The 23,918-nt window shown below is 67.0% G+C and carries 24 protein-coding genes; 17 read left to right on the top strand and 7 right to left on the bottom strand.

Translation table 11 applies throughout. The annotated features are described in order from the left end of the window. Positions 1-72 precede the first annotated feature (72 nt). Together ribB and AC1KAT_RS15620 are read left to right on the top strand one after the other, a co-directional pair. Positions 73-759: a 3,4-dihydroxy-2-butanone-4-phosphate synthase gene (gene ribB / locus AC1KAT_RS15625; RefSeq protein ID WP_480327545.1), complete on the top strand. Its 687-nt coding sequence runs from the start codon at positions 73-75 to the stop codon at positions 757-759. Then, entirely contained in the window at positions 710-2,152 is a 1,443-nt protein-coding gene (locus tag AC1KAT_RS15620) for an NTP/NDP exchange transporter (protein ID WP_480327543.1), read from the top strand. The genes ribB and AC1KAT_RS15620 overlap by 50 nt, the downstream gene beginning before the upstream one ends. Here the strand turns inward: AC1KAT_RS15620 and AC1KAT_RS15615 are convergent. Continuing rightward, positions 2,110-2,931 (bottom strand): inositol monophosphatase family protein, encoded by an 822-nt coding sequence (locus tag AC1KAT_RS15615; protein ID WP_480327542.1) that lies wholly within the window; start codon positions 2,929-2,931, stop codon positions 2,110-2,112. The genes AC1KAT_RS15620 and AC1KAT_RS15615 overlap by 43 nt on opposite strands. 119 nt (positions 2,932-3,050) lie before the next feature. On the opposite strand from AC1KAT_RS15615, the gene AC1KAT_RS15610 reads away from it, so the two are divergent. Continuing rightward, positions 3,051-3,443 (top strand): metallophosphoesterase family protein, encoded by a 393-nt coding sequence (locus AC1KAT_RS15610; RefSeq protein ID WP_480327540.1) that lies wholly within the window; start codon positions 3,051-3,053, stop codon positions 3,441-3,443. 15 nt (positions 3,444-3,458) lie between these two features. Here AC1KAT_RS15610 and AC1KAT_RS15605 read toward each other — a convergent pair whose 3' ends face one another. After that, positions 3,459-3,803, bottom strand: coding sequence for a thioredoxin domain-containing protein (locus AC1KAT_RS15605; protein WP_480327539.1), 345 nt, complete (start codon positions 3,801-3,803; stop codon positions 3,459-3,461). Between the two features lie 201 nt (positions 3,804-4,004). Here AC1KAT_RS15605 and AC1KAT_RS15600 point away from each other — a divergent pair, with 201 nt between their 5' ends. From AC1KAT_RS15600 to AC1KAT_RS15555, 10 genes are all read left to right on the top strand, one after another. After that, positions 4,005-4,175, top strand: coding sequence for a periplasmic nitrate reductase, NapE protein (locus tag AC1KAT_RS15600; protein WP_480327538.1), 171 nt, complete (start codon positions 4,005-4,007; stop codon positions 4,173-4,175). Further along, positions 4,172-4,480 carry a chaperone NapD gene (locus AC1KAT_RS15595; protein WP_480327536.1) on the top strand — a complete coding sequence of 103 codons (309 nt, stop codon included), beginning with the start codon at positions 4,172-4,174 and terminating at the stop codon, positions 4,478-4,480. Before AC1KAT_RS15600 ends, AC1KAT_RS15595 begins: the two co-directional genes overlap by 4 nt. Continuing rightward, positions 4,474-6,969 (top strand): periplasmic nitrate reductase subunit alpha, encoded by a 2,496-nt coding sequence (gene napA / locus AC1KAT_RS15590; protein ID WP_480327791.1) that lies wholly within the window; start codon positions 4,474-4,476, stop codon positions 6,967-6,969. Before AC1KAT_RS15595 ends, napA begins: the two co-directional genes overlap by 7 nt. Positions 6,970-6,995: 26 nt before the next feature. Then, positions 6,996-7,466, top strand: coding sequence for a nitrate reductase cytochrome c-type subunit (locus AC1KAT_RS15585; RefSeq protein ID WP_480327535.1), 471 nt, complete (start codon positions 6,996-6,998; stop codon positions 7,464-7,466). Between the two features lie 12 nt (positions 7,467-7,478). Next, a complete protein-coding gene (locus tag AC1KAT_RS15580) occupies positions 7,479-8,066 on the top strand; it encodes a cytochrome c3 family protein (protein ID WP_480327533.1) in 588 nt (195 codons plus the stop codon). Between the two features lie 134 nt (positions 8,067-8,200). Next, complete coding sequence (locus tag AC1KAT_RS15575; protein WP_480327531.1) at positions 8,201-9,220, top strand: sulfate ABC transporter substrate-binding protein; 1,020 nt, start codon at positions 8,201-8,203, stop codon at positions 9,218-9,220. A 158-nt stretch (positions 9,221-9,378) separates the two neighbouring features. After that, a complete protein-coding gene (locus tag AC1KAT_RS15570; protein WP_480327530.1) occupies positions 9,379-10,416 on the top strand; it encodes a sulfate ABC transporter substrate-binding protein in 1,038 nt (345 codons plus the stop codon). Between the two features lie 24 nt (positions 10,417-10,440). Then, entirely contained in the window at positions 10,441-11,337 is an 897-nt protein-coding gene (gene cysT / locus AC1KAT_RS15565; protein WP_480327528.1) for a sulfate ABC transporter permease subunit CysT, read from the top strand. A gap of 2 nt (positions 11,338-11,339) precedes the next feature. Beyond that, on the top strand, positions 11,340-12,353 hold the full coding sequence (locus AC1KAT_RS15560; RefSeq protein ID WP_480327526.1) for a sulfate ABC transporter permease: 1,014 nt from the start codon (positions 11,340-11,342) through the stop codon (positions 12,351-12,353). After that, positions 12,350-13,423: a sulfate/molybdate ABC transporter ATP-binding protein gene (locus tag AC1KAT_RS15555; RefSeq protein ID WP_480327524.1), complete on the top strand. Its 1,074-nt coding sequence runs from the start codon at positions 12,350-12,352 to the stop codon at positions 13,421-13,423. Before AC1KAT_RS15560 ends, AC1KAT_RS15555 begins: the two co-directional genes overlap by 4 nt. A 117-nt stretch (positions 13,424-13,540) precedes the next feature. Here AC1KAT_RS15555 and AC1KAT_RS15550 read toward each other — a convergent pair whose 3' ends face one another. The 3 genes from AC1KAT_RS15550 to AC1KAT_RS15540 form a co-directional block, all read right to left on the bottom strand. Further along, on the bottom strand, positions 13,541-14,485 hold the full coding sequence (locus AC1KAT_RS15550; RefSeq protein ID WP_480327522.1) for a CysB family HTH-type transcriptional regulator: 945 nt from the start codon (positions 14,483-14,485) through the stop codon (positions 13,541-13,543). 160 nt (positions 14,486-14,645) lie between these two features. Then, a complete protein-coding gene (locus AC1KAT_RS15545; protein WP_480327520.1) occupies positions 14,646-15,071 on the bottom strand; it encodes a cupin domain-containing protein in 426 nt (141 codons plus the stop codon). A 151-nt stretch (positions 15,072-15,222) separates the two neighbouring features. Further along, positions 15,223-17,370, bottom strand: a complete 2,148-nt coding sequence (locus AC1KAT_RS15540) for a sodium-translocating pyrophosphatase (RefSeq protein ID WP_480327518.1) — start codon at positions 17,368-17,370, stop codon at positions 15,223-15,225. A gap of 335 nt (positions 17,371-17,705) precedes the next feature. On the opposite strand from AC1KAT_RS15540, the gene ppa reads away from it, so the two are divergent. Beyond that, entirely contained in the window at positions 17,706-18,245 is a 540-nt protein-coding gene (gene ppa, locus AC1KAT_RS15535; protein ID WP_480327516.1) for an inorganic diphosphatase, read from the top strand. 128 nt (positions 18,246-18,373) lie between these two features. Next, entirely contained in the window at positions 18,374-20,176 is a 1,803-nt protein-coding gene (locus tag AC1KAT_RS15530; RefSeq protein WP_480327514.1) for an ABC transporter ATP-binding protein/permease, read from the top strand. Between the two features lies 1 nt (position 20,177). Here AC1KAT_RS15530 and AC1KAT_RS15525 read toward each other — a convergent pair whose 3' ends face one another. Further along, positions 20,178-21,293 carry a GNAT family N-acetyltransferase gene (locus tag AC1KAT_RS15525; protein WP_480327789.1) on the bottom strand — a complete coding sequence of 372 codons (1,116 nt, stop codon included), beginning with the start codon at positions 21,291-21,293 and terminating at the stop codon, positions 20,178-20,180. A 63-nt stretch (positions 21,294-21,356) separates the two neighbouring features. Here AC1KAT_RS15525 and AC1KAT_RS15520 point away from each other — a divergent pair, with 63 nt between their 5' ends. Together AC1KAT_RS15520 and AC1KAT_RS15515 are read left to right on the top strand one after the other, a co-directional pair. Next, entirely contained in the window at positions 21,357-23,063 is a 1,707-nt protein-coding gene (locus AC1KAT_RS15520) for an NAD+ synthase (protein ID WP_480327512.1), read from the top strand. Between the two features lie 40 nt (positions 23,064-23,103). Further along, positions 23,104-23,442, top strand: coding sequence for a P-II family nitrogen regulator (locus AC1KAT_RS15515; protein ID WP_480327510.1), 339 nt, complete (start codon positions 23,104-23,106; stop codon positions 23,440-23,442). 65 nt (positions 23,443-23,507) lie between these two features. Here AC1KAT_RS15515 and AC1KAT_RS15510 read toward each other — a convergent pair whose 3' ends face one another. Next, positions 23,508-23,900, bottom strand: a complete 393-nt coding sequence (locus tag AC1KAT_RS15510; protein WP_480327508.1) for a diacylglycerol kinase — start codon at positions 23,898-23,900, stop codon at positions 23,508-23,510. Between the last annotated feature and the right edge of the window lie 18 nt (positions 23,901-23,918).

Here is a 23,918-nt window from a genome sequence, read left to right as displayed (position 1 = left end):
CATGCGCCGGCGGCCGCGGCATCGGTGCGCCCTGAAACGTTTTTCGCCCACTTCACGCGAGGAGCGTTTCACATGTCAATCACTTCCCCTTCTCCTGTTTTTTCACCCACGGCATTGCCTCTTCACGAGGCGGGCGACGCGCCTGCGCGCATCGAAGCCGCCTTGCAGGCCCTGCGCGAGGGCCGCGCCGTCGTGCTGCTCGATGATGACGACCGAGAGAACGAGGCCGACCTCATCGTCGCGGCCGAAGCCCTGAGCGTGCCGACGATGGCGATGCTGATCCGCGAATGCAGCGGCATCGTGTGCCTGTGCCTGCCCGACGAGCGCGTGCGTGCGCTCGACCTGGCGCCGATGGTGTCGCGCAACGAAAGCCGCTACGGCACGGCCTTCACCGTGTCGATCGAGGCGCGCGAGGGCATCAGCACCGGCGTGAGCGCGGCCGACCGCGTGACGACCATTCGCGCGGCGATTGCCGACGACGCGCAGCCGTCCGACCTGGTGCGGCCGGGTCATGTGTTTCCGCTGCGGGCCACGCCGGGCGGCGTGCTGGTGCGACGCGGGCACACCGAGGGCGCGGTCGATCTGGCCACGCTGGCGGGCCTCAAGCCGGCCGCAGTGCTGTGCGAGCTGATGAACGCCGATGGCACGATGATGCGCGGCGCACAAGTCGTGCGCTTTGCTCACCGGTACGGCTTCCCGATGCTGACGATTGCCGAACTGGTGGACCACCGCCGCGCGGCGCAGACCGCCACCGCCTGATGCGGCGGGGCGCAGGGGCCAGCCGCAACCGGCCCCTGCGCTCGTCGCCGCATCACGTCATCGACAAAACCAGAACAAAGGCGCGCCCGTGAAGGCCTTCCTGCAAAAGACCGCGCGGGCCACGCCGGCCGAACTCTCGGCCGTGCTGTGGTCGTTCGTGTACTTCTTCTCGCTGCTCGCGGGCTACTACGTGCTGCGGCCCATCCGCGATGAGATGGGCCTGCAGCTCGGCCCCTCGGTGCTGCACGAGTTGTTCAGCGCGGTGTTCGTGTCGATGCTGGTGCTGGTGCCCATCTTCGGCGCCTTGAACCGACGCTTCGCGCGGCGCCAGTTGCTGCCGTGGCTGTATGCCTTCTTCGCCTGCAACCTGGTCGGTTTCTTCTGGGTGTTCGACGCGGCCGGCGTGCAAGGGCCCTGGGTGGCGCGGGCGTTCTTCGTGTGGGCGGCGGTCTACAACCTGTTCGTGATCTCGGTGTTCTGGAGCTTCATGGCCGACCTTTTCAGCACCGGCCAGGCCCAGCGCCTGTACGGCTTCATCTCGGCCGGTGGCACGCTGGGTGCGCTGACGGGGCCGCTGATCACCACGCTGCTGGTCGGCCCACTGGGGGCGCGGGGCCTGCTGCTGGTGTCGGCGGGTTTTCTCTGCGTGGCCATCGCGGCGATCGTCGCGCTGCGGCGGCAGGCTGGGCTCATCGCCCCCGTGCACGGGCGCGCCGCCGACGATGGCGAACACGCGCCGCTGTCGGGCAGCGTCTGGAGCGGCCTCGTCGATGTGCTGCGCTCGCCCTACCTGCTGGGCATCTGCCTCTTTCTGTTTTGCTACGCGCTGCTGTCCACGTTTCTCTACTTCCTGAGCGCTGAGATGGTGCCCAAAGTCGTCACCGACACCACCGAGCGCACGCGCCTGCTGGCGCAGATCGACCTGGCCGTGAACGTGCTGACGCTGCTGCTGCAGGTGCTGGCGTTTCGCGGCCTGATCACCCGCATGGGCACGCGCTTCACCCTGGCGGTGTTGCCGGCGCTGAGCATCGCGGGCTTTGCGGCGCTCGCCGCCTACCCGCTGGTGGCGGTGCTGGTGGTCTTCGGCGTGCTGCGGCGCGCCGGTGAATACGCGCTCAGCAAGCCGGCGCGCGAGACGCTCTTCAACGTGCTGCCGCCCGAGCAGAAGTACAAGGCCAAGAACGTGATCGACACCCTGGTGCACCGCACCGGCGACACGGCGTCGGCGTGGGTCTTCACCGGCCTGCGCACGGTGGGCCTCGACGGCGGGCAGATCGCGTGGCTGTCGGTGCCGGTGGCGGCGGGTTGGTTGGCGGTGGCGCTGGGCCTCGGTCGCCGGGCCGAACGGCTTCAGGCCGACAGCCCCTCGGCCGGCATCAACGCGCGCACCTGACGCCACGCGTCGGCGTCGTGCGCGGCGATCAGCCCGCGCGTGGCGTCGGCCGGGCGATAGGGCCGACCGTCGAAGTGCGCGACATGCCCACCGGCCTCCGTCACCAGCAAGGCGCCGGGGGCGTGGTCCCAGGGCAGCAGGCGCCACAGCAGCATGAACTGCCAGCGGTCCAGCACCAACGCCGGGTAGTCGCAGCCCGTCGCGCCGGTGCCGTCGATGAACACGGCGCGTTCGGCCGGCACGCCTTGCGCGAAGGGCACGCGCATCGGCGGCGGCATGTAGCGCCACTTCGCAATGCCGCGCGGCGGACCGGCGGGGCGTTCGGGCACCCGCAGGCGCGAGCCGTCGCCGCGCCATGCGCCGGCCCCGAGCTGCGCCTGGATCATGTCGCCGCGAAAGGGCGCATACAGCCACGCAGCCACGGTTTCACCGCCTTGCATCAGGCTCACGAGCATGGCGAAGTCGTGGCGGCCCTTGACGAAATTCGAGGTGCCGTCGAGCGGGTCGAGCAGCCAGACCGCGCCCTCGTCCATGTGATCGAGCAACTGCGGGTGGGCCGCGGCGGCCTCTTCGCCCACCACGCGCGAGCCGGGCAGCAGCGCGGCCAGTCGCGGCGTCAACCAGGCTTCGGCCTCGTGGTCGGCCACGGTCACCAGCTCGCCCGGGGCCTTCTCTTGAACATCACCCTTCGCCAGGGCGCGAAAGCGCGGCAGCACGCTTTCGGCGGCGGCCTCGCGCATCAATGCGGACACGGCGTCCATCGACGGCGTGCGAACCATTCGACTTCTCTCAGGCAGGTGGGTGAGATGCCAGTGTGGCACGCCCGTGCGTTCCGACGGGCGCACTCGGGTGTGTGTTGCGGCGCAGAATCGCGGTCTTTCTCGACCCCGCCGACCTCATGCCACGCATCGGGCTCATCTCTGACACGCACGGGCTGGTGCGCCCCGAGGCGCTCGACGTCTTGCGCGGCTGCGACCACGTCGTGCATGCGGGCGACGTGGTCGGCGACTTCGTGCTCGATGCGCTGCGCGAGGTCGAGACGCTGCACATCGGCGAGCTGGCGCTGCTCGTCCTGCACGACCTGGCCGACCTGCCCAAGCTCAAGGGCTCGCACCAGCCGCGCGTCGTGGTTTCGGGCCATTCGCACCGACCGCGCATCGAAGAGCGCGACGGCGTGCTCTACGTGAACCCCGGCAGCGCCGGGCCGCGTCGCTTCAACCTGCCGATCTCGATGGGCGAGTTGCTGATCGACGGCGGCGCGGTCAGGGCGCGCACCTACGACATCGTGTGAGGCGAGCCCTGCCGATCACCGCAGGCGTTGAACGAGCCAGGCCACTGCGGGGTCGTGCCATGCGGGCTGGTCGGGGGCGGCATGTGCTTCGACCAGCCGCTGCAAGGTGGCGGCCTGTGGGGTGATGGGGCCAAAGAACAGCGGCACCTCGCCACGCGCGATCAACACGGTCGGGAAGTTCTCGACCTCGATGGGCTCGATGCGCGCGGCTTCGTCTTCGACATCGATCCAGGCGAAGCGAACGCCGGGCATGCGACGAGCGGTGGCGTCGAACACCGCGCGGTAGTCGCGGCACACGCCGCACCACGCGGCGCACAGGCAGGTCACAGTGAGGGCGTTGCGGTCAAGGGCCAGCGTCATGCCGCGATGATCGCAGCGGTGCCATCGCATGATCGAACTGCACCGATGCCGCCTCTGCGCAATCCCTTGCTGCGCGAGCGGGATGCCGGCTTGACGCCTCGGTGCATTGCTGAGCACACTGAACGCCCGGTTTCGGTGCATTGGTGGGATCGGCGCTCACGCTGGTCCGCCTGCCGGAACGTCGCAACGGAGGAGACGCGCGTGGCCAGTGAACCCCGTGAGCCCGAAGCGGCATCGACCCGACAAGAGGAGTTGCGAACCTTCCTCTTCCTGACCGTCGTGCTCGCCCCCTTGCTGGCCGTGATGGTCGTCGGTGGCTGGGGCTTCCTCGTGTGGATGTACCAGCTCGTCACCGGGGACCTGCCCGGATGAGGACCGACCGCCTCGCCCCCAAGCTGGCCGACGTGCCCGGCGAAGTGCACATCGCCGGCGTGCTGGTGCAGGCCCGGCCCGACAAGCTGACCGGCGTCATCACCGCCATCGCGTCGCTGCCCATCGCCGAGATTCAACAGTTCGCGCCTGACGGGCGCATCGTCGTCGTGCTCGAAGCCCCGTCGGGCCGCGAGGTCGTGCGTGGCGTCGATGCGCTGCGCGACTTGCCCGGCGTCCTGAACGTGGCGCTGGTCTACCAGCACGCCGAGCCCGAAGCCGCCCTGCAACAGGAGATGCCATCGTGACCACCCGCCGCGAGTTCATCCGTAACAGCGCCGCCTCGGCCACGGCGGCTGCGGCCGGCCTGCCCGCCGTGGCCGATGCCGCCAACGTCGTTACCGACGCGACCAAGACGCAACTGCAATGGTCGAAGGCGCCGTGCCGCTTCTGCGGTGTGGGCTGCGGCGTCAACGTGGCCGTGAAAGAAGGCCGCGTGGTCGCCACGCACGGCGACATCAACGCCGAGGTCAACCGCGGCATCAACTGCGTCAAGGGCTACTTCCTCTCGAAAATCATGTACGGCGAAGACCGGCTGACCCAGCCGTTGTTGCGCCAGAAGAATGGCCAGTACGACAAGAACGGCGAGTTCGAGCCCGTGTCGTGGGACCGCGCCTTCGACGTGATGGCCGAACAGTTCAAGAAAGCCTTGCGCGACAAGGGGCCCACCTCGGTGGGCATGTTCGGCTCGGGCCAGTGGACGATCTGGGAAGGCTACGCCGCGGCCAAGCTCTTCAAGGCCGGCTTCCGCTCGAACAACATCGACCCCAACGCGCGCCACTGCATGGCCTCGGCCGTGGCGGGCTTCATGCGCACCTTCGGCATGGACGAGCCCATGGGCTGCTACGACGACATCGAAAAGGCCGATGCCTTCGTGCTGTGGGGCTCGAACATGGCCGAGATGCACCCGATCTTGTGGACGCGCCTGACCGACCGCAAGCTCTCGGCGCCGCACGTGAAGGTGGCCGTGCTGTCGGTGTACGAACACCGCTGCTACGACCTGGCCGACCTGGCGATGACCTTCAAGCCGCAGACCGACCTGGCCACCCTCAACTACATCGCCAACTACATCATCCGCAACAAGCGCGTGAACCGCGAGTTCATCGACAAGCACACGCGCTTCGTCGTCGGCAACGCCGACATCGGCTACGGCCTGCGCCCTGAGCACCCGCTGCAAAAGCGCGCCAAGAACGCGGGCGACGTGGGCGGCAGCCGGCCGGCCAGCTTCGAAGAGTTCGCCAAGTTCGTGAGCAGCTACGACGTCGATTCGGTGTCCAAGCTCACTGGCGTGCCCAAAGACCGGCTCGAACGCCTGGCCCAGATGTACGCCGACCCGAAGGTGAAGGTGACATCGTTCTTCACCATGGGCTTCAACCAGCACACGCGCGGCACCTGGTGCAGCAACCTGCTCTACAACATCCACCTGCTGACGGGCAAGATTTCAGAGCCGGGCAACAGCCCGTTTTCGCTGACCGGCCAGCCCTCGGCCTGCGGCACCGCGCGCGAGGTGGGTACGTTCTCGCACCGACTGCCCGCCGACATGGTGGTGACCAACCCCAAGCACCGCGCCGAGGCCGAGCGCATCTGGAAGCTGCCGCCGGGGACCATTCCCGACAAGCCGGGCTACCACGCGGTGCTGCAGAACCGCATGCTGAAAGACGGCAAGCTGAACGCGTACTGGGTGATGGTCAACAACAACATGCAGGCCGCGCCCAACATCCTGCAAGAGGCGCTGCCGGGCTACCGCAACCCGCAGAACTTCATCGTCGTGTCTGACGCGTACCCGACCGTCACCACCATGGCGGCCGACCTGATCTTGCCGACCGCGATGTGGGTCGAGAAAGAGGGCGCCTACGGCAACGCCGAGCGGCGCACGCAGTTCTGGCACCAGCTCGTCAAGGCGCCGGGACAGTCGCACTCGGACCTGTGGCAGCTGATGGAGTTTTCGAAGCGCTTCAAGATGGAAGAGGTGTGGCCCAAAGAGCTGCTCGACCAGAAGCCCGAATACCGTGGCAAGACGCTCTACCAGATGCTCTTTCGCAACGGCGCGGTCGATGCCTTCCCACTGCAGCAGCTCGACCCGGCCTACGACAACGAAGAGGCCAAGGCGAACGGCTTCTATGTGCAGAAGGGCCTGTTCGAAGAGTACGCACAGTTCGGGCGCGGCCATGGCCACGACCTGGCGCCGTTCGACACCTACCACCGCGAGCGCGGCTTGCGCTGGCCGGTGGTCAACGGCAAAGAAACGCTGTGGCGCTACCGCGAGGGCTACGACCCCTATGTCAAGAAAGGCGAGGGCGTGCGCTTCTACGGCCACCCCGACGGCAAGGCCGTCATCTACGCCTTGCCCTACGAGCCCGCGGCCGAAGAGCCCGACAAAGAGTTTCCGTTCTGGCTGTGCACGGGCCGCGTGCTCGAACACTGGCACTCGGGCTCGATGACGCGGCGCGTGCCCGAGCTGTACCGGGCCTTTCCGAACGCGGTGTGCTACCTGCACCCCGAAGACGCCAAGGCCCTCAACCTGCGGCGTGGCGACACCATCGAGATCGCCTCGCGGCGCGGCTCGATGCAGTCGCGTGTCGAAACGCGCGGGCGCAACAAACCGCCACGCGGCCTGGTGTTCGTGCCTTGGTTCGACGCCAGCCAGCTCATCAACAAGGTGACGCTCGACGCCACCTGCCCGATCTCGTTGCAGACCGACTTCAAGAAGTGCGCGGTCGCGCTGCGCAAGGTGTGAGTGCGTGTCCAACGAAGGGAGCCCGGATGAAGCCCACCCTCAGACTGCTGCTGGCCAGCGCGGCCTTGCTGGCCGCCCCCGTGATGGCGGTGGACACGACCGACCGCATGCGTGGCGCGCCGATCACCACGACGACCAAGCCGCCGCCGATGGCCAACACCGACAACAGCGACATCCGCCGCGCCCGCAACTACGCGATGCAGCCGCCGGTGGTGCCGCACAAGATCGACGGCTACCAGCTCGACAAGAACGCCAACCGCTGCATGTTCTGCCACTCGCGCTCGCGCACGCAAGAGAGCCAGGCCCCGATGATCAGCGTCACGCACTTCATGGACCGGGACGGCAACTTCCTGGCCGAGCTGTCGCCGCGCCGCTACTTCTGCCTGCAGTGCCACGTGCCGCAGGCCGAGGTGAAGCCCTTGATCGAGAACCGCTTCATCGACGTGGACACCTTGCTCTACGCCCCGGCCGCCAGTGCCGCCAACCGCAAGCGCTGAGGCCGTCGCACCATGAAGCTGCCTTCGCTCGTTCGACGCTACTGGGTGGTGCTGTGGCGACCCAGCGCCTACTTCAGCCTCGGCTTCCTGACCATCGTCGCCTTCGTGGCGGGGGTCTTGTTCTGGGGCGGCTTCAACACCGCGCTCGAAGCCACCAACACCGAGAAGTTTTGCATCGGCTGCCACGAGATGCGCGAGAACGTCTACGTCGAATTGCAGGGCACCATCCACTTCACCAACCGCAGCGGGGTGCGCGCCAAGTGCTCGGACTGCCACGTGCCGCACGAGTGGACCGACAAGATGGCGCGCAAGATGCAGGCCTCGAAAGAAGTCTGGGGCAAGATCTTCGGCACCATCGACACGCCCGAGAAGTTCGCCGCCATGCGCCGCACCCTGGCCGAACACGAGTGGAAGCGCATGAAGGCCAACGACTCGCTCGAATGCCGCAACTGCCACCAGTTCGAGTACATGGACTTCACGCGCCAGAGCAAGCGTGCCTCCGATGCACATTCGACCTTCCTGGCCTCGGGCGAAAAGACCTGCATCGACTGTCACAAGGGCATCGCCCACCGCCTGCCCGACATGTCGGGCGTGCAATGACCCCGGCTTGACCCACTCCGCGGCGCGGCCATCCGCGTTTTGCGCATAAGCATCGGCCGATTCCTTCGTTCTTGAGAGAGCCTGCGCTGCCTAGCATCCGGCGCATCGCTTCTCTCATCCCGAAGGAAATCTCAATGTCCCTGCGTGCCCTGCGCCGTGCCGCCACCACCACCGTGGTCGCTTCTGCCCTTGCCACCGGCGCCACCGCCTGGGCCAAGGACGTGACCCTGCTCAACGTCTCGTACGACCCGACGCGCGAGCTGTACACCGAATACAACGCCGCTTTCGCCAAGCACTGGAAGGCCAAGACTGGCGACAACGTCATCGTCAAGCAGTCCCACGGCGGCTCGGGCAAGCAGGCCCGCTCGGTGATCGATGGCATCGAGTCCGACGTGGTCACGCTCGCGCTGGCCTACGACATCGACGAGATCGCCAACAAGGCCAAGCTGCTGCCCCCCGACTGGCAAAAGCGCCTGAAGCACAACAGCTCGCCATACACCTCGACGTACATCTTCCTCGTGCGACAGGGCAACCCCAAGGGCATCAAAGACTGGGGCGACCTCGTCAAACCGGGCGTGAGCGTCATCACCGCCAACCCCAAGACCTCGGGCGGCGCGCGCTGGGGCTACCTCGCTGCCTATGGCTGGGCGCTCAAGCAGCCCGGGGGCAACGACGCCAAGGCCCGGGACTACATCACCAAGCTCTTCAACAACGTGCCGGTGCTCGACTCGGGCGCCCGGGGTTCGACGGTGACCTTCGCCGAGCGCAACATCGGTGACGTGCTGCTGGCCTGGGAGAACGAGGCCCACTTGGCCATCAAGGAATTCGGCGAAGGCAAGTTCGACATCGTCTATCCGCCGAGCAGCATCCTGGCCGAGCCGCCGGTGACCGTGGTGGACAAGGTGGTGGACAAGCGCGGCACCCGTGCCGTGGCCACCGCCTACCTCGACTACCTTTACTCGACCGAGGGCCAGGAGATCGCCGCGAAGAACTACTACCGCCCGACCGACCCCAAGGTCGCTGCCAAGTACGCCAAGAACTTCCCGAAGGTCAGCCTCTTCACCCTCGACGAGACCTTTGGCGGCTGGACCAAGGCACAGAAGACGCACTTCTCGGACGGTGGCGTGTTCGACCAGATCTACAGCCGCAAGTAGGCCCGGCAGAAGTCAGGCGACAGTGGCGTCCCAGGAGGTGCTCGTGCCCCGAGACGCCCTTAATCCACTTTGCGAATAAGCAAAATCGAAATCCATGGTTTTGCGATGAAGAGCGCCCGCCTACGATCGCCCTCCCTTCGTTCGTTTCCGAGCACGTCATGGCCCTCTCATCCCCCGCCCGCCTCTCACGCCGCCTCACCCTGAAGCAACTGGCCATCAGCGCGGCGCTGCTGTGCGTCGGCGCGCCGACCTGGGCGCAGACCACGTTGCTCAACGTGAGCTATGACGTCTCGCGCGAGTTCTACAAGGACTACAACGCCGCGTTCATCCGCCACTGGAAGGTGACCACCAAAGAAGACCTCGTGGTCAACCAGTCGCACGGCGGGTCGAGCAAGCAGGCGCGCTCGGTGATCGACGGCCTGCAGGCCGATGTGGTCACGATGAACCAGTCGAGCGATATCGACGCCATCGCCGAACGCGGCAAGCTGCTGCCGGCCGACTGGGCCAAGCGCCTGCCGAACAACAGCGCGCCCACCACCAGCACCACGATCATCCTCGTGCGCAAGGGCAACCCCAAGGGCATCAAGGACTGGGCCGACCTCGCCAAGCCCGGCGTCAGCGTGGTCATCCCCAACCCCAAGATCACCGGCAACGGCCGCTACACCTACGTGGCCGCCTGGGGCGCGGCCGTGAAGGGCGGCGCGACGCCCGCCAAGGCGCGTGAGCTGCTGCAGAAGATCTTCGCCAACGTGCCGGTGTTCGACGGCGGCGGCCGTGCGGCGACCACCACCTTCGCGCAACGCAACATCGGTGACGCGCTCGCCACCTTCGAGAGCGAGATCAACCTGATCAAGCAAGAGTTCGGCGACAACTTCGACGTGGTCTACCCGAAGTGGAGCATCCTGGCCGAGAACCCGGTCGCGGTGATCGACAAGGTGGCCGACAAGAAGGGCACCCGCCGCCAGGCCGAGGCCTACCTCAAGCACCTGTGGTCGGACGAAGCGCAAGAGATCGCCGCCAAGCACCAGATGCGCCCGCGCTCCGCGGCCATCCTCGCCAAGTACGCGAAAGACTTTCCGAAGGTCAACACCTTCACCATCGACGAAGCCTTCGGCGGCTGGAGCAAGGCCCAGAAAGAGCACTTCGACGACGGCGCCACCTACGACCAGATCCTCCTCGCCATCCAGAAGAAGTGACGCGACTGAAGCGTCCTTGACATCATGATCTTCTCGCGTGCCCTGCTGAAGCGGCACAGCGTGCTGCCGGGCTTCGATCTTGCGCTCGGCTTCACGCTGCTGTACCTGAGCTTCATCGTTCTCATCCCGCTGTCGGCGGCCTTTCTCAAGACCTTCACGATGACCTGGCCAGCCTTCTGGGACGCGGTCTCGTCGCCGCGCGTGATGGCCTCGTACCGGCTGACCTTTGGCGCCTCGTTCTTCGCGGCCGTGGTCAACGCCTTCTTCGGACTGATCGTCGCTTGGGTGCTGGTGCGCTACGAGTTCCCGTTCAAGCGTCTGGTCGATGCGCTGGTGGACCTGCCTTTCGCGCTGCCCACGGCCGTGGCCGGCATCGCGCTCACGGCGCTGTACTCGGCCAACGGCTGGATCGGCCAATGGCTCACGCCGCGCGACATCGCATTCACGTTCCGCGGCCACGAGCTCTTCACGGTGCACAGCCCCATCGACCTGAAGGTGTCGTTCACGCCCATCGGCGTGTTCGTCGCGCTCACCTTCATCGGCCTGCCCTTCGTCGTGCGCACGCTGCAGCCGGTGCTCGAAGACCTGCACAAAGAGCTCGAAGAAGCCGCCGCCACGCTGGGCGCAAGCCGCTGGCAGACCTTCACGCGGGTGATCTTCCCGATCCTCACGCCGGCTTTGCTGACGGGCTTCGCGCTCGCTTTCGCGCGCGCCTTGGGTGAGTACGGCTCGGTGATCTTCATCGCCGGCAACATGCCCATGGTCAGCGAGATCACACCGCTCTTGATCATCACCAAGCTCGAACAGTACGACTACACCGGCGCCACGGCGATCGCCGTCGTCATGCTCGTGGCGGCCTTCGTGATGCTGCTGGCCATCAACCTCTTGCAAGCCTGGACGCGCAAGCGCCAGGGCCGTTGACCATGACGACGACTGCTGCGACCCTGCCCACGTCGGCCGCATCGCCCGGCGCCGCCCCCCGAGCCCGCAAGAGCGCCTTGGCCGCCACGGCCGAGCCGACCTGGGTGCGGGTGCTGTTGATCGGCGTGGCGCTGACCTTCCTGACCTTGTTTCTCTTCGTGCCGCTGGTGTCGGTGTTCGTCGAGGCCTTCAAGAAGGGCGTCGATGTCTACCTCGCTGCGATCACCGAGCCCGATGCACTCTCGGCCATCAAGCTCACGCTGATCGCCGCGGCCATCTCGGTGCCACTCAACCTGGTGTTTGGCGTGGCGGCGGCTTGGTGCATCGCCAAGTTCGACTTCCGCGGCAAGAACGTGCTGCTCACGCTGATCGACCTGCCGTTCTCGGTGTCACCGGTGATCGCCGGCCTGATTTACGTGCTGATCTTCGGCCTGCAGGGCTGGTTCGGCGAATGGCTGCGCGACCACGACATCCAGGCCATCGTCGCGGCCTGGGGTGAAGGCTTGTCGTGGTCGTGGCTGGGCGCGCTGGTGGTGGGCTTCAGCGAATGGCTGCCCAACAACATCAAGGTGATCTTCGCGCTGCCGGGCATCGTGCTGGCCACGGTGTTCGTGACCTTCCCGTTCGTGGCGCGTGAGTTGATTCCGTTGATGCAGGCGCAGGGGCAAGAGCAGGAAGAAGCCGCCCGCGTGCTGGGTGCGTCGGGCTGGCAGATGTTCTGGCGCGTGACGCTGCCCAACGTGAAATGGGCGCTGCTGTACGGCGTGATCTTGTGCAACGCGCGGGCGATGGGCGAGTTCGGCGCGGTGTCGGTGGTCTCGGGCCACATCCGCGGCATGACCAACACCATGCCGCTGCACATCGAGATTCTTTACAACGAATACCAGTTCGCGGCCGCTTTCGCGGTGGCCTCGCTGCTCGCGGGCCTGGCGCTCGTGACGCTGGTGCTGAAGTACATCGTCGAGCGCCGCGTGCGCCGCGAGATCAAACAGGCCTCCGAAGGGGTTGAAGAATGAGCATTGAAATCCGCAACCTCAACAAGCGCTTCGGCAAGACCGTCGTTTGCGACAACCTGAACCTCGACATCCCATCGGGTGAGCTGGTCGCGCTGCTGGGCCCGTCGGGCTCGGGCAAGACCTCGCTGCTGCGCATCATCGCGGGGCTCGAATCGCCCGACTCAGGCTCGGTGCTCTTCCATGGCGAAGACGCCACCCACCACGACGTGCGCGACCGCAACGTGGGCTTCGTGTTCCAGCATTACGCGCTGTTCGGCCACATGAGCATCTTCGAGAACGTGGCCTTCGGCCTGCGCGTGCGCCCGCGCGCCACGCGGCCGAGCGACGCGAAGATCCGCGAGAAGGTGATGGAGCTGCTCAAGCTCGTGCAGCTCGACTGGATCGCCGACCGCTACCCGCACCAGCTCTCGGGTGGCCAGCGCCAGCGCATCGCGCTTGCCCGTGCGCTCGCCGTCGAGCCCAAGGTGCTGCTGCTCGACGAGCCCTTCGGCGCGCTCGACGCCAAGGTGCGTAAAGAGCTGCGCCGCTGGCTGCGCCGCCTGCATGACGAGGTGCATGTCACCAGCGTGTTCGTCACCCACGACCAGGACGAAGCGATGGAGGTCGCCGACCGCGTGGTGGTGATGAACCAGGGCCGCATCGAACAAGACGGCCCGCCCGACGAGGTGTACGACCGCCCGGCGACGCCGTTCGTGCTGCAGTTCCTCGGCGACGTGAACCTGTTCCACGGCCGCTTCGGCCACGCCCCCGGCGGCGCCGACGCGTCGGAGGTGAGCTACGTGCGCCCGCACGAACTCGAGATCGTCGAGACCGCGCAAGAAGGCGCACTGGCCGTCACGCTGTCGCAGGCGCTGACGGTCGGCCCGCAGACGCGCATCGAGTTCAAGCGGCCCGACGACGGCAGCTATGTCGATGTCGAGATGCCTCGCACCGAGTACACGGCGCTGCGCGACCGTCTGGGTCTGCAGACAGGCAGCCAGGTCTTTCTGCGCCCGCGCCGAGTGACGCGTTTCGTGGCGGGCGAGAAGCTCGCTTCCACCGAACTGGTGGACCCGGCCGCGATGATCTGACCGAGGCCTTCGTTGGGCCTCGGCCAGTTGCGCGCCGAGTTGCAGCGCCGCCTGGACGAGTCGCCGACCGACTGCCCTTTGCGCCCGCGCGCCTGAGCGGCGCCGGGGTGGCCCAGGTCAGTCGGCGAGCCGTTCGCCGGGTGCGCCGGCCAGGGCCTGCGTCACCACCTCGCGCGTCAGTGGCGACGCAAAGGTCTCGATGAAGTCGTAGGCGTAGCTGCGCAGAAACGCCCCGCGCCGCACCGCGAGCTTGGTGAGGTTGACCTCGAACAGGTGCCCGGCGTCGATGGCGCGCAGGTTGCGGTCGCGCTCGTCGTCGAAGGCGATCGAGGCCACGATGCCCACACCCAGGCCGAGTTCGACGTAGGTCTTCACCACGTCGGCGTCCATGGCGGTCAGCACGAGGTTGAACTCGATGCCGGCCTTGCTGAAGGCTTCGTCGATGTGCATGCGGCCGGTGTAGCCGGCGCCGTAGGTGATGACCGGAAACTGCGCCAAGCGCTCCAGGGTGAGCGATTCGCCATCGAGCAGGGCATGCCCGGGCGGCACGACGACGCTGTGCGTCCAGCGGTAGCAGGGCAGGGCGACGAGGTGGTCGTACTGGCTGAGCGCTTCGGTGGCGATGCCGATGTCGGCCTCGCCCGACAGCAGCATCTCGGCCACCTGCTTGGGCGAGCCCTGGTGCAGGTTGAGCGTGACCTCGGGGTAGCGCTGGCGAAAGTCGCGCACCGCACCGGGCAGCGCGTAGCGCGCCTGCGAGTGCGTGGCTGCGATCGACAGGCGGCCCGAGGCCTGCTGGCTGAACTCTTCACCGGCGCGGCGCAGGTTCTCCGCGTCGTGGAGCATCTTCTCGACGATGGGCACGATGACTTCGCCCACCTCGGTGAGGGCAGTCAGCCGCTTGCCGGCGCGCACGAACAGGTCCACGCCGAGTTCTTCTTCGAGCTCGCGGATCTGCCGGCTCACGCCAGGCTGCGAGGTGTGCAGCACGCGGGCCACCTCGGTGAGGTTGAATTTGCAGCGAACGGCTTCGCGCACGGAGCGCAGTTGTTGAAAGTTCATCGGGTCTCAGGTGGGCGGCGCGCAGGGGGCAGGCCCTTCATCACAGGGCGAGGATCGAAAGACGCGGAGTATTCCGAAGCACCTCTTCACCGCAAACGATGGATAGCGCCTTACCTTATTCGTTTTGCGAATGCTGCGGTACGCAGGTCATGGGCGCGCGTCAGCGGCCGGCATCGCCCGGCGGGTGCTCGGCGAACCACTCCGCAATGCCGGGCATCGCGGGCTCGAAAACCCCAGGCGTCGAGAAGTTGAGCACCCCGGCGCGCACCGCGCCGCGGTTTTCGAAGTCGTGTGTCAGGCCGCCCGGGATCAGCACGAAGCTGCCGCGAGGGGCGTCCACCCAGCGCTCGCCGACGAGGATGCTCATCGTGCCTTCGAGCACGTAGAACAGGTCGTCCTCGGGGTGGGCGTGCGCGCCGGGGCCTTGCGTGTGCGGCTCCAGCCACCATTCCGACACCGAGTACTTCGAGTCGGTCTCGGCCTCGTCGGCCTTGAAGACGGCGTGGATTCGGCCCATGGGGTAGGCGCGGCCGGCGCCCGGGGCAAGAACGACGGGGGGACGTTTCGGGAGGTCGGGCGTGTTCATGGTGGTGGACTTGCAGCGAGCAGCGAGCACAGGGCCAAAGGTGTACCACGCGCAGATTCACCACGCCCGGCCAGGGCGCGGGCGAGGACTCGCCGCCCAGCAAAGAAAACGGGGCCCGAAGGCCCCGTGGGGAGGCTGTTGCAAAGCCAGCTCAGTTCGACGCGGGAGCCATCGGCGCGGCCGGGGTGCTGGCCGCCGGGGCGGTGACCGCCGGCGGCGTCGCCCCATGCGGCGCGGCCACTGGTGCGCTGCCCATCGGCAGCAGCGGCACGATCAGCAGCGCCACGATGTTGATGATCTTGATGAGCGGGTTGACGGCGGGGCCGGCGGTGTCCTTGTAGGGGTCGCCGACCGTGTCGCCGGTGACGGCCGCCTTGTGCGCCTCGGACCCCTTGCCGCCGTGGTGGCCGTCTTCGATGTACTTCTTGGCGTTGTCCCAGGCGCCGCCGCCGGTGCACATGCTGATGGCCACGAACAGGCCGGTGACGATGGTGCCCATCAGCAACCCGCCCAAGGCGGCCGGCCCGAGCAGCAGGCCCACGAGGATGGGCACGACCACCGGCAGCAGGCTGGGGATGATCATCTCTTTGATGGCGGCGGTGGTGAGCATGTCCACCGCGCGGCCGTACTCGGGCTTGCCGCTGCCGTCCATGATCCCCTTGATGTCGCGGAACTGCCGGCGCACCTCTTCGACCACAGCCCCCGCGGCGCGGCCCACGGCCTCCATCGCCATCGCGCCGAAGAGGTAGGGGATCAGCCCGCCGATGAACAGGCCCACGATCACCATGTGGTTCGACAGGTCGAAGCTCACCGTCATGCCGCGCGCTTCGAGCGCGTGCGTGTAGTCGGCGAACAGCACCAGCGCGGCCAGCCCGGCCGAGCCGATCGCGTAGCCCTTGGTCACGGCCTTGGTGGTGTTGCCCACCGCGTCGAGCGGGTCGGTGATGTCGCGCACCGACGAGGGCAGCTCGGCCATCTCGGCAATGCCGCCGGCGTTGTCGGTGATGGGGCCGTAGGCGTCGAGTGCGACCACGATGCCGGCCATGCTCAGCATCGAGGTGGCCGCGATGGCGATGCCGTACAGGCCCGCCAGCCAGAAGGCGACCAGGATGGCGATGCACACGAAGAGCACCGGCCAGGCCGTCGAGCGCATCGACACGCCCAGCCCCGCAATGATGTTGGTGCCATGGCCGGTGGTCGAGGCCTGGGCCACGTGCTGCACCGGCTTGTAGTTGGTGCCGGTGTAGTACTCGGTGATCCACACCATCGCGGCGGTCAGCACCAGCCCCACGGCGCAGGCGCCGAACAGGCGCATCTGCGTGCCGGCGCCAAGCGCGTCGTCGGGCATCGCGTACTTGGTGATGAAGAAGAAGCCGACCAGCGAGATGACGCCCGCGACGACCAGGCCCTTGTACAGCGCGGGCATCACGTTCTTCATGCCCGGGGTGGCCTTCACGACCGAGCAGCCGATGATGGACGCGATGATCGAGAAGCCGCCCAGCACCAGCGGGTACACCACGGCGGCCATCGTGGCCGTGGGCACCACCAGCGCGCCGAGCGCCATGGTGGCGATCAGCGTGACGGCGTAGGTCTCGAACAGGTCGGCCGCCATGCCGGCGCAGTCGCCGACGTTGTCGCCCACGTTGTCGGCAATCACGGCCGGGTTGCGCGGGTCGTCTTCGGGGATGCCCGCTTCGACCTTGCCCACCAGGTCGGCACCCACGTCGGCGCCCTTGGTGAAGATGCCGCCGCCCAGCCGCGCGAAGATCGAGATGAGCGATGCGCCGAACGCAAAGCCCAGCAGCGGCTTGAGCGTGCCCGACAGGTTGGTGGTCGTGCTGCCGTTGCCGGTGAGCACCATGAAGAAGATCGCCACGCCCAAAAGGCCCAGGCCGACCACCAGCATGCCGGTGATCGCGCCGCCCTTGAAGGCCACCGCCAGTGCCGGGGCCATGCCCTGCGTGGCAGCCTGCGCGGTGCGCACGTTGGCCTTGACCGACACGTTCATGCCGATGAAGCCACACGCGCCCGAGAGCACCGCGCCGAGCACGAAGCCGCCAGCGGTGACGAGGTCGAGAAAGACGCCGATGAGCACCGCGAGCACCACGCCCACGATCCCGATGGTCTTGTATTGCCGCGCCAGGTAGGCCGCCGCGCCCTGCTGGATCGCCGCAGCGATCTCTTGCATGCGCGGGTTGCCCGCGTCCTGGCTGAGGATCCAGCTTCGTTGGACGAAGCCGTACAGAACTGCGGCCACGCCGCAGGCCAGCGCAAAGTACAGCGCCACTTGGATCGACATCGGGGGCTCTCCTTCCTCGTTCGTTGACAGGAACAAACAGCGTCGCAGGAGCAACGCTGAGCAAGTTCCAGCCAGGCGGGCACGCATGCGGCGCCTCTCGGGAAGGGACTTCTTCGGCGTTGCCTGAGCCCCGTCTCTATCGACCCACCCCTGCAAGCAGGGGGTGGACGGGTTGCGGACCAATGTACGGAAAGCCCCCTGCCAAAGCAATGCAGCAACCCCAGTGTTTTCCAGTGGTTGCACCGGGCTTGCACGCAAGGAAATCGCAAGATGCGCTGGCTAGAATCCGGGTTTTCCCGCGTCCGTCCATTCCTCGAACTTTTCTTGAGACAACCATGAGCCTTCACAACGTGACCCCTGGCGCCAAGGCGCCTGAACAGTTCAACGTGATCATCGAGATCCCGATGAATGCCGACCCGATCAAGTACGAGGTGGACAAGGACAGCGGCGCGCTCTTCGTGGATCGCTTCATGACCACCGCCATGCACTACCCGTGCAACTACGGCTACGTGCCGCAGACGCTGGCCGACGACGGCGACCCGGTCGATGTGCTCGTCATCACCCCCTTTGCCCTGACGCCGGGCGTGGTCGTGACCTGCCGCCCCATCGGCGTGCTGCAGATGGACGACGAAGCCGGTGGCGACGCCAAGCTGCTGGCCGTGCCCATCGACAAGATCCTGCCGATCTACTCGCACTGGCAAAAGCCCGAAGACATCAACCAGATGCGTTTGAAGGCCATCCAGCACTTCTTCGAGCACTACAAAGACCTCGAAGCCGGCAAGTGGGTCAAGGTCAAGGGTTGGGAAGGCCCCGAGGCCGCCAAGAAAGAAATCACCAACGGCCTCGCCGCCTACGCCAAGGCGCAGTCGAAGTGACCCGCACCGCGCCAGCGCTGCCACGCTGGCACGCGATGTGAATCAGGGAGCCCACGGGCTCCCTTTTTCATGGCCGCTCGCTTACCCTTCGCGGCTTTGACGCGATCCACCCAACGGGGACTCTTTTCATGCAAGGTGCAATCGACTGGAGCCAAGAGGTCCTGAACAGCGCCATCTGGCTGGGCAAGGCATTCGGCATCACCGTGGTCGTCTTCTTCGTCGTGATGGCGCTGCTGGCGCGCTTCACGGTCTGGGGGCGGCAGTTCTGGGCGCTGAACGGCGCCTACTTCTCGATCAAGCGCAGCTGGAAGCCGATGCTGGGCGTGGCGCTGATGCTGCTGATCACGCTGGGGGCGGTGCGCCTCAACGTCTTGTTCTCGCACTGGTACCGTGGCTTCTACAACGCGCTGCAGGCGCTGGACGCGCCGGGGTTCTGGTTCCACATGGGCCTGTTTGCGATGCTGGCCACCATCCACGTCGCGCGGGCGTTGTTCAACGCGTATGTGCGCAGCGCGTTCTCCATCCACTGGCGGGTGTGGGTCAACAACAAGCTGGTGGGCGAGTGGCTGGGCAACCGGGCCTACTACCTGGGCCGCTTTGCCGAACCGCCGGTGGACAACCCCGAGCAGCGGATCCAGCAGGACGTGACCGTGATGTCCACCAACACGCTGGCCCTGGCGCTCGGCCTGGTGAGCGCGGTGGTGTCGATGTACGAGTTCACCGGCATCCTCTGGGGCCTGTCGGCCCCCATGACCGTGGCCGGCACCGAGGTGCCGCGCGCGATGGTGTTTCTCGTCTATTTCTATGTGCTGACCGCCACCGTGTTTGCGGTGTGGATCGGTCGCCCATTGATTGCGCTGAACTTCATCAACGAGCGCGTCAATGCGACCTACCGCTACCTGCTCATCCGCGTGCGCGAATACGGCGAGAGCGTGGCCCTGTACCGGGGCGAAAAGGTCGAGCACCGCAACCTCGACACCGGCTACCGCGCCGTCATCGGCAATGCGTGGGACACGCTCTTTCGGACCCTCAAGCTCGATGGCTACAACCTGTCGATCAGCCAGGTCGCGGTGGTCTTCCCGTTCCTCATCCAGGCCCCGCGCCTGTTTGCCGGGCAGATCAAGCTGGGCGACGTGATGCAGACCGGCCAGGCCTTCGGCCAGGTGCAGGACGCGCTGTCGTTCTTCCGCGAGTCGTACGACCAGTTCGCCGGCTACCGCGCGATCCTCGAGCGCCTGAGTGGCTTTGAGCAAAACATCGCAGGCTCAGCGGCCCTGGCGCTGCCCGACGTGAAGCCCAACGCGAAGGCCGTGCTCTTGCGCAAGCTCACGGTCAGCCGCCCCGACGGGCAGGTGCTGGTGCGCGAGGTGGACCTTGAACTCGCCCCCGGCCAGTCGCTGCTGATCCGTGGGCCGTCGGGCTCGGGCAAGACGACCCTGCTGCGCACGCTGGCCGGCCTGTGGCCGTTCTCGGCGGGGCAGGCCGAACGGCCCATCGGCGACGCGAGCCTGTTCCTGTCGCAAAAGCCGTATTTGCCGCTGGGTACGCTGCGCGCGGCGCTGGCCTACCCGGCCGAGACGATCGACGACGCCACCGCACGCGATGTGCTGAACAAGGTGCAGCTCGGCCAGCTGGCCGACCAGCTCGACCTGGAGCAGGACTGGTCGCAAGTGCTCTCGGGCGGCGAGCAGCAGCGCCTGGCCTTCGGCCGTGCGCTGGTCAACAAGCCGGCGGTGGTCTTCCTCGACGAGGCGACCTCGGCCACCGACGGCGGCCTGGAGCACAGCCTGTACAGCCTGCTGCGCAGCGAGCTGCCTCAGGCGATGCTGGTGAGCGTGGGCCACCGCGAGGCGTTGCTGGCCTTCCACGACCGCACGCTGACGCTCGACCGTGCCGGAGGCTGGAAGCTGGAGCCCGTGCCGCGCGCGTGATTCAACCGGCGGGCTTGAACGGCGAGCGCTCGCGCAGCTCGTCGACGTAGGCCGACATGCCCTCGCCCTCGCGTTCCAGGAAGTCGGCCACCGCGTGGGCGAAGCGCGCGTCCGACAGCCAGTGGGCCGACCACGTCTGCACCGGCAGCAGCCCGCGCGCCATCTTGTGCTCGCCCTGCGCACCGCCTTCGAAGCGGCGGTAGCCGTGGGCGATGCACCAGTCGAGCGGCTGGTAATAGCAGGCGTCGAAGTGCAGGCAGTTCACGTGCTCGGTCGCGCCCCAGTAGCGGCCGAAGGCATGCCCGCGCGCCGGGTCGATGCCGATCAGCGACGCAGCGATGCGCCGGCCATCCTTCCACGCGATGAAGAGCAGCCAGTTCTCGGGCATGGCTGTGGCCATGCGCGCGAAGAAGTCGCGCGTGAGGTAGGGCGTCGAGTGGTGCGCCTGGTAGGTGAGGGTGTAGCAGCGGTAAAAGAAGTCCCAGTCGTCGTCGGTGATCGCTGGGCCTTCGAGGGCACTGAACGTGACGCCCGCGTCGAGCACGCGGCGGCGCTCTTGCTGGATCTTCTTGCGCTTCTCGCGTTGCAGGCCGGCCAGAAAGTCGGCGAAGTCGGCGTAGGGTTCGGGCCTGCGGTTGAGCCAATGAAACTGCACCGTGCTGCGCAACATCCAGCCGGCGGTCTGGGCGGCGGCCTGGTCGGCCTCGTCCAAGAACAACAGGTGCGCGGACGAGAGCTTCGCGCTGCGGGCGATCTGCGTCATCGCATCGAGCAAGGCCAGCCGCGCGGCGGCGTCGCGTGCCAGCAGGCGAGGGCCGGGCACCGGCGTGAAGGGCACGGCGCCGAGCAGCTTGGGGTAGTAGCGCAGGCCGTGGCGCTGGTAGGCGTCGGCCCAGGCCCAGTCGAACACGTACTCGCCGTACGAATGGCTCTTGAGGTACAGCGGGCAGGCCGCGACCAGCGCGTCATCGAGGGTGGCGACGAGGAACTGCGGCATCCAGCCCGTCTCGCCCGTGGCGCTGGCCGAGGCGTGCAGCGCCAGCAGGTATTCGTGGCGCATGAAGGGCGTGGCCGAGGGCTGCGCGTCGAGCAGGGCATTCCATGCCGCCGCATCGATCAAGCCCGGGTCGTCGAGAACCCGAATGACATAATTTTTCGCTGAGTCTTCTTTCACACGTCTATGCCATCGCAATCAAGGGTTCAGGGTGCACGGGTCACCGTCGCGCTCGCGCAGTTCAACGCCACGGTGGGCGACCTCGCCGGCAACGTGCGCCAGATCGTCACGCTGGCTCGCAAGGCCCACGAGCAAGGTGCACGCCTGGTGCTCACGCCCGAGCTGGGGCTGTGCGGCTATCCACCCGAAGACCTGCTGCTGCGCCCCGCCTTCATGCAGGCCTGCGCCGACGCGCTGGCCGATTGTGCGCAACAACTGGCCGACCTGCCGGGGCTGCACGTGGTGGTGGGCCACCCGCACCAGGCCGAGGGCCAGGGCGACATCCGGACGCGTTCGCACCGTGTGCACCAGCGCTACAACGCGGCCTCGGTGCTGACCGCCGGGCGCGTGGCGGCCACGTACTGCAAGCGCGAGCTGCCCAACTACCAGGTGTTCGACGAGCGGCGCTACTTCGTCTCGGGGCGCGACGCGGGCTTCGGCCCGGTGGTGTTCGAGGTCGAGGGCCTGGCCTTCGGCCTGGGCATCTGCGAAGACGCGTGGTTCGACGAGCCGGGGCGCAGCGCCAAGGCCGCCGGGGCGCAGGTGCTGTGCGTGCTGAACGCCTCGCCCTTTCACCTGGGCAAGCTGACCGAGCGAGAGGCGCGCATGGCCTCCCGTGCACTCGACCTGAACATGCCGGTGCTGTACGCACACCTGACCGGCGGGCAAGACGAGGTCGTCTTCGACGGCGCATCGTTCGCGGTCGATGCGCGCGGCACGGTGAAGGCGCGGGCGCCGATGTTTGCCGACGCGCTGGCGCTGGTCGAGGTGGGGGCCGACGGCCAGGTGCAGGGTGCGCTGGTCGATGAGCCGTCGATCGAAGCCCAGGCCTGGGGCGCGCTCGTCACCGGCGTGCGCGACTACATCGGCAAGAACGGCTTTCCCGGTGCGCTCATCGGCCTGAGCGGCGGCATCGACTCGGCCCTGGTGCTGGCGGTCGCGGTGGATGCGCTCGGTGCCGACAAGGTGCGCACGGTGATGATGCCGTCGCCCTACACGGCCGACATCAGCTGGATCGACGCCCGCGACATGGCCGAACGCCTGGGCGTGCGCTACGACGAGATCTCGATCGTGCCCGAGTTCGACGCCTTCAAGCAAAGCCTCGCCGGTGAGTTCAAGGGCCTGAAAGAAGACGCGACCGAAGAGAACATCCAGGCGCGCATCCGTGGCACCTTGCTGATGGCCTTGTCGAACAAGTTCGGCTCCATCGTGCTGACCACCGGCAACAAGAGCGAAATGGCCACGGGCTACTGCACGCTTTATGGCGACATGGCCGGTGGCTTCGCCGTCATCAAGGACGTGGCCAAGACCCTGGTCTACCGCCTGGCGACGTGGCGCAACGAACAAGCCCTGCGGCAGGGTGGGCAAGCGGTCATCCCCGAACGCATCATCACGCGGCCGCCGTCGGCGGAGTTGCGCCCCGACCAGAAAGACCAGGACAGCCTGCCGCCCTACGAGGTGCTCGACGCGATCCTGCAGCGCTACATGGAAGAGGACGAAAGCATCGAGCAACTGTTGGCCGATGGTTTTGCGCCGGCCGACGTCGAGCGCGTCACGCGCCTCATCAAGATCAACGAATACAAGCGCCGGCAGGCTCCGGTGGGCATCCGCATCACGCACCGGGCCTTCGGTCGGGATTGGCGTTATCCCATCACCTCGAAGTTTCGCGCCTAAGTAAACTAGCGCTCAGTTTTCCCCTCTGGAGCACCACGCCATGAAACAGATCACCGCGATCGTGAAACCCTTCAAGCTCGAAGAAGTGCGCGAGGCGCTTGCCGAAGTGGGCGTGACCGGCCTTACCGTCACCGAGGTCAAGGGCTTCGGCCGCCAGAAGGGCCACACCGAGCTGTACCGTGGCGCTGAATACGTGGTCGACTTTTTGCCCAAGGTGAAAGTCGAGGTGGTGGTCAAGGACGGCGACGTGGACCGCTGCATCGAAGCCATCGTCAAGGCCGCCAAGACCGGCAAGATCGGCGACGGCAAGATCTTCGTCACCCCGGTCGAGCAGGTCGTGCGCATCCGCACCGGCGAGACCGACGAAGCCGCGGTCTGACGCATCCCCCGCACACGAACAAAAGCCCGCTGCTGCGGGCTTTTTTCATGGCCGAGGCTCGGGGCTCACGCGGCCGCCAGCGGTCCGAAACGATGCCACAGGGCGGCCAGCCACAGGCTGCCGCACAGCACCAGCGACAGGAAGACGGCTGCGCTGGCCAGGTCTTTCGCGCGCTTCGAGAGGTCGTGCATTTCGAACGACACGCGGTCGATGGCGGCCTCGATGCCCGAGTTGAGTAGCTCGACGATCATCACCAGCAGCACCGAGCCGGCCAACAGGCCGACCTCGACCCAGCTTTGCCCGAGCCAGAAGGCTGCCGGGATCAGGACCACGGCGAGGCAGGTTTCCTGGCGGAAGGCGCTCTCGCCCTTGAACGCGGTGCGCAGGCCCTCGAACGAGTAGCCGGTGGCGCGGATGACCCGGCCAATGCCGGTGCGCCCTTTGAGTGGATTGGTCATGGGCGGCGATTGTGCCGC

The sequence above is a fragment of the Piscinibacter sp. PDB5-1 genome, assembly GCF_056676035.1.
This window is presented reverse-complemented; position numbering and strand designations above follow the sequence as displayed.

Bases quoted from the DNA above. Each gene is read 5' to 3' on its own strand.
- ppa (WP_480327516.1), top strand. From the start codon at position 17,706: ATGAGCCTTCACAACGTGACCCCTGGCGCCAAGGCGCCTGAACAGTTC.
- AC1KAT_RS15520 (WP_480327512.1), top strand. From the start codon at position 21,357: ATGCCATCGCAATCAAGGGTTCAGGGTGCACGGGTCACCGTCGCGCTC.
- ribB (WP_480327545.1), top strand. From the start codon at position 73: ATGTCAATCACTTCCCCTTCTCCTGTTTTTTCACCCACGGCATTGCCT.
- cysT (WP_480327528.1), top strand. From the start codon at position 10,441: ATGATCTTCTCGCGTGCCCTGCTGAAGCGGCACAGCGTGCTGCCGGGC.
- AC1KAT_RS15580 (WP_480327533.1), top strand. From the start codon at position 7,479: ATGAAGCTGCCTTCGCTCGTTCGACGCTACTGGGTGGTGCTGTGGCGA.
- AC1KAT_RS15560 (WP_480327526.1), top strand. From the start codon at position 11,340: ATGACGACGACTGCTGCGACCCTGCCCACGTCGGCCGCATCGCCCGGC.
- AC1KAT_RS15585 (WP_480327535.1), top strand. From the start codon at position 6,996: ATGAAGCCCACCCTCAGACTGCTGCTGGCCAGCGCGGCCTTGCTGGCC.
- AC1KAT_RS15555 (WP_480327524.1), top strand. From the start codon at position 12,350: ATGAGCATTGAAATCCGCAACCTCAACAAGCGCTTCGGCAAGACCGTC.
- AC1KAT_RS15610 (WP_480327540.1), top strand. From the start codon at position 3,051: ATGCCACGCATCGGGCTCATCTCTGACACGCACGGGCTGGTGCGCCCC.
- AC1KAT_RS15545 (WP_480327520.1), bottom strand. From the start codon at position 15,071: ATGAACACGCCCGACCTCCCGAAACGTCCCCCCGTCGTTCTTGCCCCG.
- AC1KAT_RS15575 (WP_480327531.1), top strand. From the start codon at position 8,201: ATGTCCCTGCGTGCCCTGCGCCGTGCCGCCACCACCACCGTGGTCGCT.
- AC1KAT_RS15595 (WP_480327536.1), top strand. From the start codon at position 4,172: ATGAGGACCGACCGCCTCGCCCCCAAGCTGGCCGACGTGCCCGGCGAA.
- AC1KAT_RS15515 (WP_480327510.1), top strand. From the start codon at position 23,104: ATGAAACAGATCACCGCGATCGTGAAACCCTTCAAGCTCGAAGAAGTG.
- AC1KAT_RS15540 (WP_480327518.1), bottom strand. From the start codon at position 17,370: ATGTCGATCCAAGTGGCGCTGTACTTTGCGCTGGCCTGCGGCGTGGCC.
- AC1KAT_RS15615 (WP_480327542.1), bottom strand. From the start codon at position 2,931: ATGGTTCGCACGCCGTCGATGGACGCCGTGTCCGCATTGATGCGCGAG.
- AC1KAT_RS15510 (WP_480327508.1), bottom strand. From the start codon at position 23,900: ATGACCAATCCACTCAAAGGGCGCACCGGCATTGGCCGGGTCATCCGC.
- AC1KAT_RS15550 (WP_480327522.1), bottom strand. From the start codon at position 14,485: ATGAACTTTCAACAACTGCGCTCCGTGCGCGAAGCCGTTCGCTGCAAA.
- AC1KAT_RS15605 (WP_480327539.1), bottom strand. From the start codon at position 3,803: ATGACGCTGGCCCTTGACCGCAACGCCCTCACTGTGACCTGCCTGTGC.
- AC1KAT_RS15530 (WP_480327514.1), top strand. From the start codon at position 18,374: ATGCAAGGTGCAATCGACTGGAGCCAAGAGGTCCTGAACAGCGCCATC.
- AC1KAT_RS15570 (WP_480327530.1), top strand. From the start codon at position 9,379: ATGGCCCTCTCATCCCCCGCCCGCCTCTCACGCCGCCTCACCCTGAAG.